Genomic DNA, 15,731 nt, shown 5'->3' with positions numbered 1-15,731 from the left:
GCGTACTAGGTGCTAGGCGTAGAGATCCAAAGTTCCCGCTGGCGCTTTTGAGGGTGCCACGGGAGTCGGATCATTATCGGTGTTATCGGCCGCAATCAGCGAATCTGAAGCATTTTCGTGCTGACCTGCCTGATGACGCTCAGATTGCTGTCCAAAGTCTCGAGCAGACTGGCTACCCACGTGGGTTTGGCCAAGATCGATACCTTGGTTCGCCAAGGCTTCACGAAGCTGCGGCAGTGCTTGCTCTAACGCTTGCCGAACTTGAGCGTTACCAGACTGAATAGACAATTGTGCGGCGCCATCGTCGACTTTCATTTGCACCATTAGCGAGCCAAGTTCAGCGGGATGCAACCGCAGTGCAACGGACTGATCGCTCTGCAAAACTAACTGTGAAACTTGCTGGCTTAACTGTTGTTGCCAAGCTTGAGTGCCTAGCTTCGCTGTTAATTGCGGCGCCGTGCTTGCAGTGTCCGCAACAAAAGACTGCTGACTCATTGAGCTTGATTGCGCGACAGATTGTGTCGCGTTCATGCTGTTCGGGTTCGCACCGTCGGCAATAGTGAACTTCGCTGATTCAGTAACAGGCAGTTCTTTTGCTAATTGAGCGGTGAGCATTTGCTCCTGCGGAGTCGCAGCAGTGGCGTTCTGGCGCATCAGTTCTGGTGCTTGCGGCAATTCAATAGCCAAGTCTGAACGTTGCGGCATCGGCTGTGCGGCGGCTGGTGTTAACGGTGGCGGAGGCTCAGCATGCGACGTTTGTGTTGGCATCGGAGCCACTTTGACTGCAGCTACTTGCGGTACTGGCGCAGTAGCTGAGGACACCACTTGCTCGACTGGTGCCGTTGGGTTCGCTTTGGTCGGTGCATGATTCGTGAACTTTAGCTCACCCTCATTAACTTTGGCTTGTGCCGCTGCCTGCATTACCACTTGTGTATTCTGAGTGGTTGAAGTGGCTGTACCGGAAACAGCTTTTGTTGCAACTTCTGTAGCAGTTGCAATCTGCTCAGCGGTGAGCTTTTGCGTTGTGGCAGTGGCTGCTTTAGCGTGTTCTTTCATCACCGGTTGTTCAGCATTAGTTTTCGTCGAAGCAACCGCTACCGCTTGAGCTGGATTCGTAACCGTAGCCTTCAAGTCTGTAGTAACTTTATCTGTCTGACTGGTCACAACCGGTTGTTCGGTCATGGTTGGCTGCCCAGCTACCGGCTTGCTAGCATTCGTTGGTGCAAGTTGTGGTGCTGCTACAGCAACTGCTTGCAGAGTCGATGTTGCATCGGTTTGCGCCGGGTCGATAGGTTGCTCAGTCATTAACGGTGCTGGTGCAACGCTGGGTGCCGGCGCTTCGTCGTTGAACAGAGCCATCCACTTCGGACGGTTGTGCAGTTGCTGTGTCGATTCAACTGGACGATCAGAGGTTGATGCCGCCGATTGTTCACGTGGCGTTGTCGTTGCGTTCTGTAAGGCTGATTCGGCTGCTTGAGCATAGGTTTCAGCAAAACCCGATTGAGCACTGCTTGAGGCTGTAGGTGCTGCGGGTTCGCGTTGCAAGAGCTGTTGAATATTGGTCATTGATATCATGCCTCCCACTCCTTACCCATTGCCCGCGCCGACAATACGGCGTGCGGTAAGGTTGGTTGTAAATTCATCGGCGAGGCGCTGTTCAGCCCGCACCCGATCACGCATGGCACGACTCGATTGTCGGCTTTGTAGCGTGTTGAATGACTGTAATTTTTGCTGCTGTTGTTGCCAGTGACTTTGTGATTTGTCGAGCCGCTGATCTTGCTGCATTAATGTCGCTTCTGCGCGTTCAATGGCATCTTCGAGACTGGTCAGAAATGCACGAAAGGTTGCGACAGTTGCAGGTGCTAAACCGTCTAAAAGTTGTCTTTGTAGTTCGGTTGCGTAGTCATTGCGATAGCTTTTTAGCATTTCTAATTGTTGTGCAATGCGTTGCTTATTGTGACGTTCGGTAGCAAGTAGTTTGGCCGCGTCATCGCGAGCCGTTTTAGCCTGTTCCGTCAAATAGCTGAGCGTAGACTGGTTCATGACTGACCTCCAATCACTGTTGCCAGTGCTTGTTGTGACTGGCTAAGCTGACATTCTTCTTGCATGCCCTGCTGCAAATAGCGTTCAAGTTTCGGGAAAAACTGCACTGCCTTATCGAGCAATGGATCGTGGCCTGGGCTATAAGCACCAACACTAATCAGATCGCGATTGCGCTGATAAGTAGAGAACAATTTCTTCAAATGCTGTGCGTGTAACACTTGCTCTTGGCTCACAATCGAAGGCATCACGCGGCTGATTGAGGCTTCAATATCAATAGCTGGGTAATGGCCGGACTCAGCGAGTTCACGTGACAGCACAATGTGGCCATCCAGAATAGCGCGCGACGAGTCTGCGATAGGATCTTGCTGGTCGTCGCCTTCAGTCAGCACCGTATAGAATGCAGTAATCGATCCGCCATTTGGTTCACCATTACCGGCGCGTTCAACTAAAGCGGGCAATTTGGCAAACACAGAAGGTGGATAGCCTTTGGTTGCTGGCGGTTCACCAATGGCGAGGGCAATTTCGCGTTGGGCCATGGCATAGCGTGTCAGCGAATCCATGATCAGCAGCACGTGTTGGCCTTGATCACGAAAATCTTCAGCTAAACGCGTGGCATAGGCAGCTCCTTGCAAGCGCTGCAGAGGCGTTGAGTCAGCCGGAGCTGCTACCACTATAGAGCGAGCCATGCCTTCTGTACCCAGAATGTGGTCAATAAATTCTTGTACTTCACGGCCCCGTTCACCAATCAGCCCCACGACAATGACGTCTGCTTTGGTAAAGCGTCCCATCATGCCGAGCAGTACCGATTTACCCACACCAGAGCCAGCGAACAAGCCCATGCGTTGCCCACGGCCAACACTTAACAAGCCGTTGATGGCACGAATGCCAACATCAATGGGCGTATCGATAGCCGCGCGTTTGAGCGGATTAATGGTTGCCCCATGGAGGCTGCCAAACTCACAGCGCTCTGGTAGTGGTTTACCGTCTAGTGGGCGCCCCGAGCCATCTAAAACACGGCCGAGGAGTGCGCGACCAAGTGGGAAACGACGATGGTGATCATCACCGCTATTCAAAGGGAGAACCCGTGCGCCCGGTGTAAGGCCTTGTACACTGTCAATTGGCATCAAAAAGGTTTTGTCACCCGCAAAGCCAACCACTTCAGCTTCAATGCGTTGCTGATCGGTCACAATCATGCAGGCACTACCCACGGCCAATTGCACACCCACAGCTTCCAAAACCATACCTGTTGCGCGCACTAAACGACCACTGGCTTGCCACGGTGCAACGTGACCGACACGGTCCGATACACTCGTTAAAGCGGCTTGCCAGCTGTGCTGTAGTGATTTTGCTGCGCTCGAGGTCGTCATGTTAGGTACGGCCTCGCAATTGTTGCTGAATCAGTTGCCATCTGGTTTCCATGCTGGCATCAAGCTCTCCGGCTTTGCTCACCACACGGCAACCGCCGCGAGTCAGCCGAGGATCTGCTTGTAACTGCCAACGCGCGCGCTCAATGTCAGCGCTCATATGGCTTTTGACGAGCTCGAGGTCATCTGGGTGCAAGTGAACAATGGCGGGGCTATACAGAGTTTCGTCTTGCTGCAACAACTCGCGAACAATCTCTAGCACCGCTTCAGGTTTCTCGGTCAGCGCATCACCTGCCAGTTGACGTCCGGCTTGCAGCGCTAAATGCACCAGGTGCTCGGCAACCGCTGTGTCGACTTCACTCAGTGCTTCTTCGAATGTTTTAACCAAATTCTGTAATGGCGTGACGGCGGTCTCGATATGCTGCTGCAGTTCTTGCTGAGCCAGTTCCTGACCTTCCGCATAGCCTTGGTCATAACCTTCTTTGTGACCCGCTTCGCGTCCTGCAGCGAGGCCCTTGCTATACGCTTCTTGATAGGCTTGTTCGCGTAAAACACGTAGCTCAGACTGTTGCTCAAATTCAATGTCAGTAGCATCCACATGAACCCGCGGTGACTGCGTTTTACGCGTGGTTAAGGCACCGAGACGCCAGCTCTGCCATTGCTCTGGGTCGTCGGCAAGTTGAGGAGCTGCAGGAGCATCATCATTGACTTTGGCGGCTACGCTGAACGGCTTAAACATAGGTATCGTCTCCGCTGTTGAGCATGACTTCGCCACTGTCGGCTAAACGACGGACCACCGCCAAAATAGCTTTTTGTTCGGCTTCAACCTGCGACAAACGAATGGGCCCACGGGTTTCCATTTCTTCGCGAATAAGTTGCGCTGCACGTTGCGACATATTGCGTAAGAACTTCTCGACCAATGGTTCTTCGGCGCCCTTGAGCGCAACCACCAAGGCAGTTGTTTCGACTTGTCGAAGCACCACTTGAATACTGCGGTCGTCGAGATCCAGCAGGTTCTCGAAAAGGAACATCTCGTCGACAATTTTTTGTGCCAATTCGTCGTTGTAAGCGCGGATATTCTCCAGCGCCGTATCTTCTTGGCCTGCACTGAGGAGGTTAAGAATTTCTGCTGCTGTGCGAACCCCACCCATTTTGCTGCGCTTCAAGTTCTGGCCATCAAGCATGCCACCAAGAACTTCAGTCAGTTCTTGCAGCGCTGCTGGCTGAACGCCAGTGAAGGTGGCAATGCGGAGCACGACATCGTTGCGCAAACGTTCGTCGAACAGTTCGAGCACGCCTGCTGCTTGAGAGCGGTCAAGGTGAATCAAAATGGTCGCAATAATTTGTGGATGTTCATCGCGAATCATTTCCGCGACTTCCGGCGTGTCCATCAAGTTCAATGCATCGATACCAACGCCACCATGGCGCTGGTCAAGGACATCTTCAATGAGACTGCTCGCGCGCTCATTACCTAACGCTTTGGTTAGTACTGAACGAATGTAATCGTCATAGCGGTCCATGGATGGACTGTTGGTGACTTCAGTATGAAAATCATCCAACACTATCTTGATATCGTTGTGAGACAAGTCACCTAGTCGCGTCATTTCCTTACTGACTTTCTGGATCAAGGTCGGCGGGAAATGCTTGAACACTTCTGATGCCGCTTCTTCTTCAAGCATCAAAAGCATAATGGCAGCACGGCGCATGCCGGTCATAGGCGTTGCGTTAGGAGTTGCCATTAGCGTCATCCTTACTGATCCAGTTCTGTAGAATCCGAGCCACTTGCTTCGGATTCTCAGAAGCGTGTTGCTTGGCTTTGTTCAAAGCGCGCGTGTAATTCGGCTGACTACTTTTGTCCGGCCAATCCAGCTCTTCTTCATCGGCCGGGTCGCTGCCACTGGCTCCGCGGCTGCTGCGGCGTTGGCCATCGTCATCGTCATCATCACCTACTACAGCGCGAAGGTTGCCGCGTCCGTTCGTACGGACTGAGCTGGTGCCATTGGATTGAGATTCTACTGGCGTTTGCACGTGGCGGTTAATTAGCGGGCGCATGATCAATAGATAGAACAGTAAAATTCCGAGTCCTGCTGCGACGTACTTGCCAATGGTGAAAGCCAGTTGTTGAGTAGCAGGATCTTGCCAGCCGGACACTTCAGATTCTGTATCTTCAATGACCGGCATGAAGCGGCTATTCACAACTTCAATTTGGTCACCGCGTTCTGCACTAAAACCGACTGCTTGACGCACCAAGCGGTTGATATAATCGATTTCTTCATCACTGCGCGGTACCCAACTGACAGTGCCTTCTTCGTCAGTGGTTTGACGATGGTTCACAACAACAGCAATGGAGATCCGTTCGAGTTCACCACGTTCATGCTGAACATGTTCAACTAAGCGGTCGACTTCATAATTCACCACTTGGTCTTGCTGCATGGTGTTATTGACTGCATTACCGTTGGCAACCGTGCCGGCATTATTTTCAGCGTCAGCAGGGCCGGCTTCGATTGGAGAGGCGGCGACACCAGGCGGTGTATTGGACAATGCGCCAGGAACGCCAGCAGCACCATCGGTCATGCCTTGCATGGACAGGTTGCGTTGGATACTACGAATCGCGGCTGTTTCCGGAGTTTGATTCGGGGTGTAGCGCTCGGCAGTTGCTTCGCGAGTCGCAAAGTTGATACTGGCGGCTACTTGCGCTTGGATATTTTCGCGACCCAAGAATGGGGCGAGAATGCTTTCAATACGTTCTTGGTAAGACTTTTCAACTTGATGAATGTAACTTAGCTTGGTTCCGCTCAGTGCATCATCGCGATTGTTGTCTGACAGCAAATTGCCGTGTTGGTCGACGACAGTGACACTGTCAGGGGTTAACTCTGGAACACTGCTGGATACCATGTGAATAATGGCGTTAACTTGCCCGTCACCCATTGTGCGACCGGTATGCAGGGTCAAAACGACCGAAGCTTTGGCGGGTTCGCGCTCGCGCACGAATACAGAAGCTTTCGCCATTGCCAAATGCACCCGAGCTTTGGCAACGGGGCCTAATGACTCCATTGAACTCGCAAGTTCACCCTCTAAAGCACGCTGGAAGTTCACTTGCTCAGCGAATTGGCTGATTCCGAAGGCCTGATTGTCCATTAACGAGAATCCGGCGTTGCCACCTTGGGGCAAACCCTGTTCCGCTAATTGCAGACGGAGTCGGTGTACCTCTTCAGACGGCACCAACAAAGTATTGGTGCCATTCAATTGATAGGGGATTTGGCGCGCTTCGAGTTCATTCACAATGCGGCCGCCGTCAGCTTCACTGAGGTTGCTATACAGGACTCGATATTCCGGTGCGCTGACCCACAACGACAATGCGATAATGAGCCCAAGAAAGGCAGCGCCGCCCAATAGCAACGGTACCAGGCTGCTCGCTTTGAGCTTCCCGATCCATTGGTTGGCACTGTTGCCAGCGCCTGCTGTAGCTGTCTGTGTTGCTTCCATAATCGCTTCTTGCAGAGACTTTTCTGATTGCTATTATGCGCATGCGGGGTCAAGTCAAAGGGGAGAAAAAGCAACTTTTAGGGCGTTATTTAATCCATTCGCTTTAAGTTGAGGCTGATACATTAAGCTGCGATAAAAGTGGAGAAAACCCATGAGTGTTCCAGCTATTCAAACCGCATTAGCACAAATGCAAAGCCTGCAAGCGCAGACCAGAGCTGAGCCTGCTACGGCTCCAGCTACCGTCGAAAAAGGTGGGTTTGCCGGCGAGTTAAAGCAATCCATCGAGCGCATTAACGAACTGCAGCAAACCGCAGCAGCAAAGACTACAGCTTTTCAGTTAGGCGACCCTAACGTCTCTCTGAATGACGTCATGATTGATAAGCAGAAAGCCTCATTGGCTTTTGAAATGGGCGTGCAGGTTCGCAACCGCCTAGTCGGTGCTTATAAAGAAATTATGAATATGCAGGTATAAAAAAGCTGCTTACCGTTTTCACGAGTAAGCAGCTGAGATGCGTGTTACGAACGCATGGGAGATGATAAAGCTTAGCCCAACAGTGACAACACGCCCTGTGGAACCTGATTCGCCTGAGCCAATACTGAAGTACCAGCCTGCTGCAAAATCTGTGAACGAGTCATGTTGCTGACTTCTACTGCATAATCCGCATCTTCAATACGTGAACGCGCAGCTGACAAGTTAGCGACGGTAGTGCTGATATTATCGATAGCTGACTCAAGACGGTTCTGCACCGCACCCAAGTTAGAACGAGCGCCATCTACCGATGCTAAAGCAGTATCAAGCGTTGCTAAGGTTCCAGTTGCCACGTCAAAACCAGCTAATGATGCGTTGTAGTCTGTTGAGGCTAATGTTGCAGCTTCGATGGTAATCACTTGACCATCATCTGCACCCACTTGGATATCAAAGTCAGCTGAGCCGTCGGTTGCGCGGTCAAATAATGCGTTACCATTGAATTCAGATTCATCAACTACACGTACGATTTCTGCGAGACGCTCGTCTACTTCCGCTTGAATAGAAGCAACATCATCAGCTGAGTTAGTGCCGTTTTGCGCTTGCACGGTCAGTTCACGAATACGCTGAACGTTATCGTTAATTTGATTTAAAGCGCCTTCAGCTGTTTGTGCTAACGAAATACCATCGTTCGCGTTACGTTGAGCCTGAGATAAGCCGCGAATTTGTGAGGTCATTTTGTTCGCGATGGCTTGACCCGCAGCATCATCTTTGGCGCTGTTGATGCGTAAACCAGACGACAAACGCTCCATCGAAGTTTGCAGTGACGACTGAGACTTCTGCAGATTTTGCTGACCAATCAGTGAGGTAATGTTGGTGTTGATGACTGACATAATTACGTTCCTCTTGAACCATTGTTCTGTTGTTACCAATGATTATCGGCACGTAAATAGACAACTTTAGAAAAAATTTTGAAAAGGATAAAAAAATCAGCCACCCACAAGTGGATGGCTGATCATTAAGGTCGATTATCAAGCTATTGGAATTAACCCAACAGTGACAATACGCCCTGTGGTACCTGGTTCGCCTGCGCTAATACTGAAGTACCTGCCTGTTGCAAGATCTGCGAACGGGTCATGTTGCTTACTTCTACAGCATAGTCAGCATCTTCGATACGTGACCGAGCAGCAGATAAGTTAGCGACCGTGGTGCTGATGTTATCAATAGCTGATTCCATCCGGTTTTGGATCGCACCGAGGTTTGAACGCGTGCTATCCACAGCTGCAATAGCTGTGTCTAGTGTGGCAAGCGTATCAGTACCAACTGCAAATGCAGCGAGGTTATAGTCGGCTGAGTCAGCGACTACAACGTCAATCGTTTGTGCGTCTTTAGCACCCACTTGAATTGTGAATGTAGTGTCGGCGCCAGCTGTGAACAATGCATTACCATTGAACTCAGACTCAGTTACAACACGAGAAATTTCAGCTAAACGCTCATCAACTTCTGCCTGAATCGAAGCAACGTCGTCTACCGAGTTGGTACCGTTTTCAGCCTGAACTGCTAACTCACGAATACGCTGTAAGTTGTCGTTGATTTGGTTCAATGAACCTTCAGCAGTTTGTGCGAGTGAAATACCATCGTTGGCATTACGCTGGGCTTGAGTTAAGCCACGAATTTGTGACGTCATTTTGTTCGCGATAGCCTGGCCCGCTGCATCATCTTTGGCACTGTTAATGCGCAAACCTGATGACAAACGCTCCATAGAAGTCTGCAGAGCTGACTGTGATTTCTGCAGGTTCTGCTGACCAATCAACGAAGTGATATTGGTATTAATAACTGACATAGTAATGTCCTCTTAGTAAAAGAAGCGCATCACTGCTGGGATTAACCCAACAGTGATAACACGCCCTGTGGAACCTGGTTAGCCTGAGCTAAGACCGAAGTACCTGCTTGTTGCAAAATCTGTGAACGAGTCATGTTGCTGACTTCAACCGCATAGTCCGCATCTTCGATACGTGAACGTGCAGCTGACAAGTTAGCGACGGTAGTGCTGATGTTATCGATAGCTGACTCAAGACGGTTCTGCACCGCACCTAAGTTAGAACGCGTGCCATCAACAGCGCCGATTGCTGTATCAAGTGCTGCCAAATCATCACCAGCCGTTGCACCAGATACATCAAATGTACCTAAATCAAACGCTGCTGAGGCTAAGGTTGCTGCAGCAATAGTGATCACCTGACCGTCTTTAGCGCCAACTTGAATATCGAAGTCTGCAGCTGGGTCAAACAATGCGTTGCCATTGAACTCAGATTCGTCAACTACACGTGCGATTTCAGCTAAGCGCTCATCTACTTCAGCTTGGATTGAAGTCACGTCGTCGGCAGAGTTAGTACCGTTTTGTGCTTGCACGGTTAACTCACGAATACGCTGCAAGTTATCGTTGATTTGGTTCAATGAACCTTCAGCGGTTTGCGCCAAAGAAATACCGTCGTTGGCATTTCGTTGTGCTTGAGATAGACCACGAATTTGCGCGGTCATTTTGTTCGCGATGGCTTGACCAGCAGCATCGTCTTTGGCGCTGTTAATACGCAGGCCCGAAGACAGACGCTCCATCGAAGTTTGCAGCGATGACTGCGACTTCTGCAGATTCTGCTGACCAATCAGCGAGGTAATGTTGGTATTGATGACTGACATAGTCGTTTCCTTTTGTTTCGAAAAGAGGGCTGCCAAAATGGCCTGCCGTCATCCGCTGTTATCGGTCTGCCAAAAAAAACCTTTAATAAATTTTACGAAGCAGGTTAAATCGACGCGCTTTCTAAAGTTTCTGCGCTATGAGCCGATATATTGAGCGCTACCCTGAATGGAAAAGAATTGTGACTGAAATTGAATTTACACCCGTTAATAGTGTGGTTGAGCTCGCGACTTATTATGAGGCGCTGAGCCAACCGGGCGTGGCGTCGATTCAGCTCACAACACAAGGCTCTGATGATCACCCGGTCATTTTGCTCGAGCAAGAAGAGGAGGATTACCTCTTATTTGACTTGACCGCGGTTCGCGATTTAGCTCCACCTTTGCGGCGTGGCGTAACGTTTCTTTTGAAAGGCTACACCCCTGGTGGCCTCGTTCGTTCAAATCCCATGAAGATGCGCGAATTAACCACCGTAGAAGGTCGGTTGTTTGCTTATGCGGACTGGCCAACCGAGATCAATGTACAACAACGTCGTGCTAGCTTCCGGGCAACGCTGCGCATGGGTATGGATGTCGGCGTTATCTTGCGGAGTAGCGATAACGAGCAGGGCGAAGAGGTAGAGCTGCAAGGTGACCTAAAGGATTTGTCAGCAACCGGTTGCTTGGCGGAGTTCTTTGCTCAAGATGGTGTATCGAAAGTACTGCCTAATTTAGAAACGGGAATCGAGCTGTATTTCCCAAATGGATCACGTTTTGAAGTGAAGTCGGTCGTGAAGCACATCCGCACCGACAATGATCGGCAAGTGTTAGCGGTAGGCTTTGAATTCGACAACATCAGCAAAGCAGATGAACGGCAGCTCTGGGATTTTGTTCGCGAAATTGAACGCGAGGCCAGTCGCAATGCTATTGAGGGTGATAACAATCGGCAGCCCTCAGAGCTATTCCAAGTTAAAGAAGGTGATGAGAATAAGCTTGGTCGCCGGCAAGGACATGCCTATGCGACCCCAATGGCACGCCGGTTAGCTCGAATTGCGGGGTACCTCGACAGTCAGATGGTCTCGTTGCGGCAAGGCCAACCCATGAATTCCAGTCAACTGTCACAGCACGCTGATCGCCTGCTCGACATGCTTGATGATAGCCGCGAGGAAGCCCTGTTTGCCGTGCATTGTATTCACCGGGAGTCACGGTGGATTCGTCATGGTCTAGCGGTTGCTGTGCGCTTGGTCGATTTGTTGAGTGCGACGAAGGTACCGCGAGATGTTCGTAAAGCCGTGGCTGCGTGCGCCATGATTCATGATATCGGTAAGGGCTTACTACCTGCTGAAATATGGCGTGCAACAACGCTGAGCACAGAGGTTTATGAGCAGATGCAAACCCACGTCATGATGCTGATGGACAAGATGACTACGTGCAAGTGGTTGTCGCCAGTAATTCAATTTAATGTAATCGAGCAGATTAACGAGCGCCTCAATGGCTCTGGATATCCTGCGGAGAGTCGGAGCGACAAACTGGGGCAATTAGCGCGCGCCGCTGCCGTAGTCGATGTGATAGATGCCTTGCAACGCGGACGTCCTGATCGTAAGGGGCTGTCAACTGTATCTGCATGGAAATTTGTTGACGCAAGGCCTGATGAATTTGACGCGAATTGGATACATAAGTATCAACAACATTTTGGTGGAATTCCGATCGGTACTTTGGTTAAGTTTGAACACGGGCAATTGGCTTGGGTGGTCGGCTTGGATAAGCAACGACGGATATCCCACGTTCGATTGACGCCGCACAAAGGCGCACCAGACGATAAGCTCGGCGATGCGGTTGAGCTTGCGTCGCTACAAGAAGTCGGTCGCATCGTCGATGTGATTGCCCCTGATTACTAGTTTTAAACATGGACTACGTGTTTCAAAAAACTTCTAAAGTTTTGCTTTAGTTGGTCGATAACTTGAAATGCGTATTTTTAACGCGGTTTTTATTGGCTTTGCATGGTGCAAAAGTCGGGCATCATCAAGTCAGTTAAACAGGAACATGAATTATGGCTTCAATTTCATCACTGGGAGTAGGTTCGGGGTTAGACCTGAACGGATTGCTGAATCAGCTTGAAGCAGCTGAACGGCAACGCCTGCAGCCGATCACGCAACAACGGCGTAGTGTCGAAGCGCAGATTTCTGCTTACGGCAAGCTTGAGGGTGCACTGTCGGCATTCCAAGAGGCGGCCACTAAGTTAAGTACTGCGGAGACTTTCGCGGCAACCACCAGCAACTCCTCATTTGATGGAATTAGCGTAGCAGCAAACAATACTGCTGCTCCGGGCAGCTATGCTGTCACGGTCAATAATTTAGCGCGCAACTATAGTATTGCGAGCTTTGGTGTCGCCGATGACACCGCAGAATTAGGTGCTGGCTCAGTTGATATTGCTTTGGGTAATGGGACCTCATTCAGCGTTGCAGTAGATGCAGCCTCGAGTTCATTGGCTGATGTACGCGATGCCATCAATGCCCAGCAGTCCGACGTTCGAGCATCCATCGTCAACGACGGATCAGGCACGCCTTACCGTTTAGTGTTGAGTTCAGCTCAAACGGGTACTGACGCAGCCATTACCAGCTTGGCCTATACCGGTGATTTAGCATTGTCCATGGGGACTGATGCAAGCACCGAGATTACTGCACAAAATGCTTCACTGAGTGTGAATGGTATCACCATCTCCAGCCAAACCAACCAAGTGGAAGGTGCGATTGAAGGTGTTGCGTTGAGTTTGACCACCGCAGGCACGGGAACCGTAAACGTTGTTCGTGACCAAGAAACTATTCAAGGCTCGATCAGCGCATTTGTTGATGCCTATAACGAGCTGCAGGACACCATTGGGTCGCTCAATAATTTTGATGTTGAAACCGGTGTTGCTGGTCAATTACTCGGCGATAGCGGCTTACGATCTGTAGAGAGCGCACTGCGTTCGATTCTCGGCAATCAGGTAGCTGAGGGTGATTTTTCCCGTTTAAGTGACCTCGGCATTTCCCGTCAATTAGGCGGCAAATTAGAAGTGGACGAAGCGCGATTAGCAGAACTAAGTACCACTGATTTAGCCAAGGTAACGACATTCTTTGCAGGTACTGCAACGGCAGATGGCTTTGCGAAGCAAACGTCGACAGCACTTGAGCAACTGTTGGCTGACAATGGCCCAATAGCGACTCGTACTGAAGGCTTCAAAAGCCAAATCGATCGTCTTGAAGATCGCTTCATTCGTGAAGAAGATTTGATTGCGACTACGGTCGAGCGTTATCGCAAACAGTTTGCGCAGCTGGATAGTCTGATTGCCAGTATGAATTCAACCAGCGCGTACCTGGGGCAGCAGTTTGCTGCAATGGATGCACAGCTAGGTAAAGGATAAGAGCGAGGTCTTCTCATGTACGGAATGCGTGGAGCAGCGGCATACGGTCGAGTTGGTGTTGAAAGTCATGTGCTTTCAGCAAGCCCGCACAAATTGATTGCGTTGTTGTTCGAAGGAGCTCAAAAGCAAATCAAAGCAGCGCAACTGCATCTAGAAAATGGCAATACCAGTGAAAAAGGTAAAGCAATTGGTAAGGCTTTAGATATTGTCAATCAAGGCCTACTCGCTGCATTAGATAAAGAAAAGGGTGGTGATATTGCCCTGCAACTCGAGCAGCTTTATCACTACGTCAGTGACTTATTGTTGCGTGCAAACCTGCACAATAATGCGCAGTTATTAGAAGAGGCGGCGCGTCTCTTAAACGATATCGGTTCCGCTTGGCAAGAGATCGGATCCGAGGTAGAAGGCGCGTAAGCTCATGAATGCGCAGCCGCAGGTACAATGTAAATATATGACGCCAATGGAGGTTGTTATGTCGTATCAGGCTCTCTTAGAACATTCCAATCAAATGCTTGCGAACGTTCGCAACGAAGATTGGGATGCGCTGATAGAAACGGAAGTCAACTACGTTCGTGAAGTAGAACGTTTGAGCCAGCATGAGCCGCATGTGCAGTTGGACGATGATCAGCAACTTCAAAAATTGCAGTTGCTACATAAAATCATGGATCAAGACCGCGAAATTCGTGAACGCTTGATTGCCCGCCGTGCAAAACTTGAAGAGACTCTGCTCAGCATGCAGAAAAAGCAAAAGCTCGAGCATAGTTATCGCAATTGAGTAGCATCACACCACTTCTCGATACGTTGGTTCATCAAGTGATGAAGCAACGTACAGAAGTCGTTTTAATGCCGCGGCAAATGTTGCCGGTGCAAGCTGCGGTACCAACAGGCACAGCAACTGAATTTAGTGCCACTGGCCAACAACTCGCCCGCTTTCTTACGCTCGTTCAACATCACCAACAACAACCCTCAGCAGGTTCCGCCCGAGCGCAACAACCAACTACACCACTTTTTCCTGCCAGTGAAAACCTGGATGCGCCACGACTATCGTCGCAACTTCGGCAGACGATGGAAAAGTCGGGGCTATTTTACGAGCGTGCAGTGCAGCAATGGCAGCAGGGCAAACTACCCATGCCACAATTGATGCGACAACCGCAAATGCAGCAACCCGCTGCGCAAAATCAGCCACTGCTGCAACAACAACTGGAGTTGGTTCAACACGGTGTGCTGCGCTGGGATGTTGAACCTTGGCCACATGCGTTGTTGCAATTGGCGGTGCAGGTGGACCCGCATCCATTGATCAAACGCTGGCGCGAACGCAATGAGAATAATGCCGAGGTAGAAACACCAACTTGGTCCACGCAATTGAAAATTACGCTGCCGCAACTCGGTGAAGTGCGCGCATCGATTCGTTGGCAGCCGCAACATCTGCAATTGAAGTTACAAGTTGCCGATGAACATGTCAGTGCATTGCGAACGGAGCTTGAATCATTGGAACAGCGGTTGAAGAATCTTGGATTGCAACTGGACCCAGTGGTTGTGGCTGGTTCAGCGCTGACTGGAGGAGGTGAGCATGAGTGATTCAGACCAACGTAAGCAGCGCGCAATCGCTTTGCGCTACCAAGCATTCGACCAAGCGCCGCGAGTTATCGCAAAAGGCGAGGGGGAATTAGCTATAAAGATCATCGAAACCGCTCACGCTCATGGAGTCTTTATTCATGACGACCCGGAGTTGGTCGATTTATTGTGTCAACTCGACTTAGATGACTATGTACCGCAAATGCTCTGGGATATTGTTTCGGAGTTGTTGGTATGGGTTCGAAATGTCGAGAGAAATCAAATATCCTAATCTTCATAATCCTACAATTCAACAATTTTGATCGTATTTAGTATGATTACGATCGTAAAATTCTTTTCTCTTTACGGTTGACCAACATTGTAATTCTTTGGTAAAAGTCATCCTGTAAGATCATGTAACTGTCTAATTGTAGGAATTTTAACCAATGTCTCAGAGCCGAACCCTCGAAGAACTCCAAGATTTGAATCTGAGCTACTTGCTGTTAGTACAAAAACTGATCTTAGAAGATCGTGAAACGGCGATTTTTCGCTTAAAAATAGACGCTGATCTTGCCGATTTGCTCGCTAATCTGACCGTTCGTGAGATGACATTATTGGCTCGTCAGCAACAAAGTGTATTGCGCCCCCAGTTAGCGTCAGCCCAACAATTGCGTGCAGTATTTGAAAATAAACGGGATACCGGTTTACAGGAAACCCATTTAGCAATGTTGATGGCAACGGCGTAACC

General features: G+C 50.0%; 17 protein-coding genes. 8 read left to right on the top strand and 9 right to left on the bottom strand.

The annotated features are described in order from the left end of the window. Positions 1 to 12 precede the first annotated feature (12 nt). From ACN0S4_RS09150 to fliF, 6 genes are read right to left on the bottom strand one after another with little or no spacing between them, the layout of a single operon-like run. The gene (locus ACN0S4_RS09150; RefSeq protein ID WP_417657377.1) at positions 13 to 1,575 is read right to left on the bottom strand and encodes a flagellar hook-length control protein FliK; all 1,563 of its coding nucleotides are present in this window, start codon (positions 1,573 to 1,575) and stop codon (positions 13 to 15) included. 12 nt (positions 1,576 to 1,587) lie between these two features. Beyond that, positions 1,588 to 2,043, bottom strand: a complete 456-nt coding sequence (fliJ, locus tag ACN0S4_RS09145; RefSeq protein ID WP_417657376.1) for a flagellar export protein FliJ — start codon at positions 2,041 to 2,043, stop codon at positions 1,588 to 1,590. Further along, a complete protein-coding gene (gene fliI, locus ACN0S4_RS09140; RefSeq protein ID WP_417657375.1) occupies positions 2,040 to 3,410 on the bottom strand; it encodes a flagellar protein export ATPase FliI in 1,371 nt (456 codons plus the stop codon). The genes fliJ and fliI overlap by 4 nt, the downstream gene beginning before the upstream one ends. Before the next feature lies 1 nt (position 3,411). After that, the gene (locus ACN0S4_RS09135; RefSeq protein WP_417657374.1) at positions 3,412 to 4,146 is read right to left on the bottom strand and encodes a flagellar assembly protein FliH; all 735 of its coding nucleotides are present in this window, start codon (positions 4,144 to 4,146) and stop codon (positions 3,412 to 3,414) included. Continuing rightward, positions 4,139 to 5,146: a flagellar motor switch protein FliG gene (fliG, locus tag ACN0S4_RS09130; RefSeq protein ID WP_417657373.1), complete on the bottom strand. Its 1,008-nt coding sequence runs from the start codon at positions 5,144 to 5,146 to the stop codon at positions 4,139 to 4,141. The genes ACN0S4_RS09135 and fliG overlap by 8 nt, the downstream gene beginning before the upstream one ends. Then, the gene (gene fliF / locus ACN0S4_RS09125) at positions 5,133 to 6,893 is read right to left on the bottom strand and encodes a flagellar basal-body MS-ring/collar protein FliF (RefSeq protein ID WP_417657372.1); all 1,761 of its coding nucleotides are present in this window, start codon (positions 6,891 to 6,893) and stop codon (positions 5,133 to 5,135) included. The genes fliG and fliF overlap by 14 nt, the downstream gene beginning before the upstream one ends. A gap of 151 nt (positions 6,894 to 7,044) precedes the next feature. On the opposite strand from fliF, the gene fliE reads away from it, so the two are divergent. Beyond that, on the top strand, positions 7,045 to 7,365 hold the full coding sequence (gene fliE / locus ACN0S4_RS09120; protein ID WP_417657371.1) for a flagellar hook-basal body complex protein FliE: 321 nt from the start codon (positions 7,045 to 7,047) through the stop codon (positions 7,363 to 7,365). Between the two features lie 71 nt (positions 7,366 to 7,436). Here the strand turns inward: fliE and ACN0S4_RS09115 are convergent, their stop codons facing one another. The 3 genes from ACN0S4_RS09115 to ACN0S4_RS09105 form a co-directional block, all read right to left on the bottom strand. Then, a complete protein-coding gene (locus tag ACN0S4_RS09115) occupies positions 7,437 to 8,252 on the bottom strand; it encodes a flagellin (protein ID WP_417657370.1) in 816 nt (271 codons plus the stop codon). 152 nt (positions 8,253 to 8,404) lie between these two features. Then, positions 8,405 to 9,202, bottom strand: a complete 798-nt coding sequence (locus ACN0S4_RS09110; RefSeq protein WP_417657369.1) for a flagellin — start codon at positions 9,200 to 9,202, stop codon at positions 8,405 to 8,407. Positions 9,203 to 9,243: 41 nt separating this feature from the next. Beyond that, the gene (locus ACN0S4_RS09105) at positions 9,244 to 10,053 is read right to left on the bottom strand and encodes a flagellin (protein ID WP_417657368.1); all 810 of its coding nucleotides are present in this window, start codon (positions 10,051 to 10,053) and stop codon (positions 9,244 to 9,246) included. Positions 10,054 to 10,232: 179 nt separating this feature from the next. On the opposite strand from ACN0S4_RS09105, the gene ACN0S4_RS09100 reads away from it, so the two are divergent. The 7 genes from ACN0S4_RS09100 to ACN0S4_RS09070 all read left to right on the top strand — a co-directional run bounded on the left by ACN0S4_RS09100 (position 10,233) and on the right by ACN0S4_RS09070 (position 15,729). Continuing rightward, positions 10,233 to 11,924, top strand: coding sequence for an HD domain-containing phosphohydrolase (locus ACN0S4_RS09100; protein ID WP_417657367.1), 1,692 nt, complete (start codon positions 10,233 to 10,235; stop codon positions 11,922 to 11,924). A gap of 152 nt (positions 11,925 to 12,076) precedes the next feature. After that, on the top strand, positions 12,077 to 13,429 hold the full coding sequence (fliD, locus tag ACN0S4_RS09095) for a flagellar filament capping protein FliD (RefSeq protein ID WP_417657366.1): 1,353 nt from the start codon (positions 12,077 to 12,079) through the stop codon (positions 13,427 to 13,429). Between the two features lie 15 nt (positions 13,430 to 13,444). After that, positions 13,445 to 13,843: a flagellar export chaperone FliS gene (gene fliS / locus ACN0S4_RS09090; RefSeq protein ID WP_417657365.1), complete on the top strand. Its 399-nt coding sequence runs from the start codon at positions 13,445 to 13,447 to the stop codon at positions 13,841 to 13,843. A 58-nt stretch (positions 13,844 to 13,901) separates the two neighbouring features. Beyond that, a complete protein-coding gene (gene fliT / locus ACN0S4_RS09085; protein WP_169930860.1) occupies positions 13,902 to 14,204 on the top strand; it encodes a flagellar protein FliT in 303 nt (100 codons plus the stop codon). Between the two features lie 41 nt (positions 14,205 to 14,245). Next, positions 14,246 to 15,007: a flagellar hook-length control protein FliK gene (locus ACN0S4_RS09080; protein ID WP_417657364.1), complete on the top strand. Its 762-nt coding sequence runs from the start codon at positions 14,246 to 14,248 to the stop codon at positions 15,005 to 15,007. Continuing rightward, positions 15,000 to 15,275 (top strand): EscU/YscU/HrcU family type III secretion system export apparatus switch protein, encoded by a 276-nt coding sequence (locus tag ACN0S4_RS09075; protein WP_417657363.1) that lies wholly within the window; start codon positions 15,000 to 15,002, stop codon positions 15,273 to 15,275. The genes ACN0S4_RS09080 and ACN0S4_RS09075 overlap by 8 nt, the downstream gene beginning before the upstream one ends. A 154-nt stretch (positions 15,276 to 15,429) precedes the next feature. Continuing rightward, positions 15,430 to 15,729 (top strand): flagellar transcriptional regulator FlhD, encoded by a 300-nt coding sequence (locus ACN0S4_RS09070; RefSeq protein WP_169930857.1) that lies wholly within the window; start codon positions 15,430 to 15,432, stop codon positions 15,727 to 15,729. Positions 15,730 to 15,731 lie beyond the last annotated feature (2 nt).

It is taken from the genome of Pseudidiomarina aestuarii, from assembly GCF_048263735.1.
Lineage (GTDB): Bacteria > Pseudomonadota > Gammaproteobacteria > Enterobacterales > Alteromonadaceae > Pseudidiomarina > Pseudidiomarina aestuarii_B.
Note: the sequence above shows the minus strand (reverse complement) of the source record. Positions and strands in the feature narration are given on the sequence as shown.

What these genes read in the sequence shown, in the direction of transcription:
- ACN0S4_RS09115 (WP_417657370.1), bottom strand. Translation starts at nt 8,252, where the DNA reads ATGTCAGTCATCAACACCAACATTACCTCACTGATTGGTCAGCAAAAT.
- ACN0S4_RS09135 (WP_417657374.1), bottom strand. Translation starts at nt 4,146, where the DNA reads ATGTTTAAGCCGTTCAGCGTAGCCGCCAAAGTCAATGATGATGCTCCT.
- ACN0S4_RS09070 (WP_169930857.1), top strand. Translation starts at nt 15,430, where the DNA reads ATGTCTCAGAGCCGAACCCTCGAAGAACTCCAAGATTTGAATCTGAGC.
- fliI (WP_417657375.1), bottom strand. Translation starts at nt 3,410, where the DNA reads ATGACGACCTCGAGCGCAGCAAAATCACTACAGCACAGCTGGCAAGCC.
- fliJ (WP_417657376.1), bottom strand. Translation starts at nt 2,043, where the DNA reads ATGAACCAGTCTACGCTCAGCTATTTGACGGAACAGGCTAAAACGGCT.
- fliD (WP_417657366.1), top strand. Translation starts at nt 12,077, where the DNA reads ATGGCTTCAATTTCATCACTGGGAGTAGGTTCGGGGTTAGACCTGAAC.
- fliT (WP_169930860.1), top strand. Translation starts at nt 13,902, where the DNA reads ATGTCGTATCAGGCTCTCTTAGAACATTCCAATCAAATGCTTGCGAAC.
- fliS (WP_417657365.1), top strand. Translation starts at nt 13,445, where the DNA reads ATGTACGGAATGCGTGGAGCAGCGGCATACGGTCGAGTTGGTGTTGAA.
- ACN0S4_RS09080 (WP_417657364.1), top strand. Translation starts at nt 14,246, where the DNA reads ATGAAGCAACGTACAGAAGTCGTTTTAATGCCGCGGCAAATGTTGCCG.
- fliG (WP_417657373.1), bottom strand. Translation starts at nt 5,146, where the DNA reads ATGGCAACTCCTAACGCAACGCCTATGACCGGCATGCGCCGTGCTGCC.
- ACN0S4_RS09110 (WP_417657369.1), bottom strand. Translation starts at nt 9,202, where the DNA reads ATGTCAGTTATTAATACCAATATCACTTCGTTGATTGGTCAGCAGAAC.
- fliE (WP_417657371.1), top strand. Translation starts at nt 7,045, where the DNA reads ATGAGTGTTCCAGCTATTCAAACCGCATTAGCACAAATGCAAAGCCTG.
- ACN0S4_RS09150 (WP_417657377.1), bottom strand. Translation starts at nt 1,575, where the DNA reads ATGATATCAATGACCAATATTCAACAGCTCTTGCAACGCGAACCCGCA.
- ACN0S4_RS09105 (WP_417657368.1), bottom strand. Translation starts at nt 10,053, where the DNA reads ATGTCAGTCATCAATACCAACATTACCTCGCTGATTGGTCAGCAGAAT.
- ACN0S4_RS09075 (WP_417657363.1), top strand. Translation starts at nt 15,000, where the DNA reads ATGAGTGATTCAGACCAACGTAAGCAGCGCGCAATCGCTTTGCGCTAC.
- fliF (WP_417657372.1), bottom strand. Translation starts at nt 6,893, where the DNA reads ATGGAAGCAACACAGACAGCTACAGCAGGCGCTGGCAACAGTGCCAAC.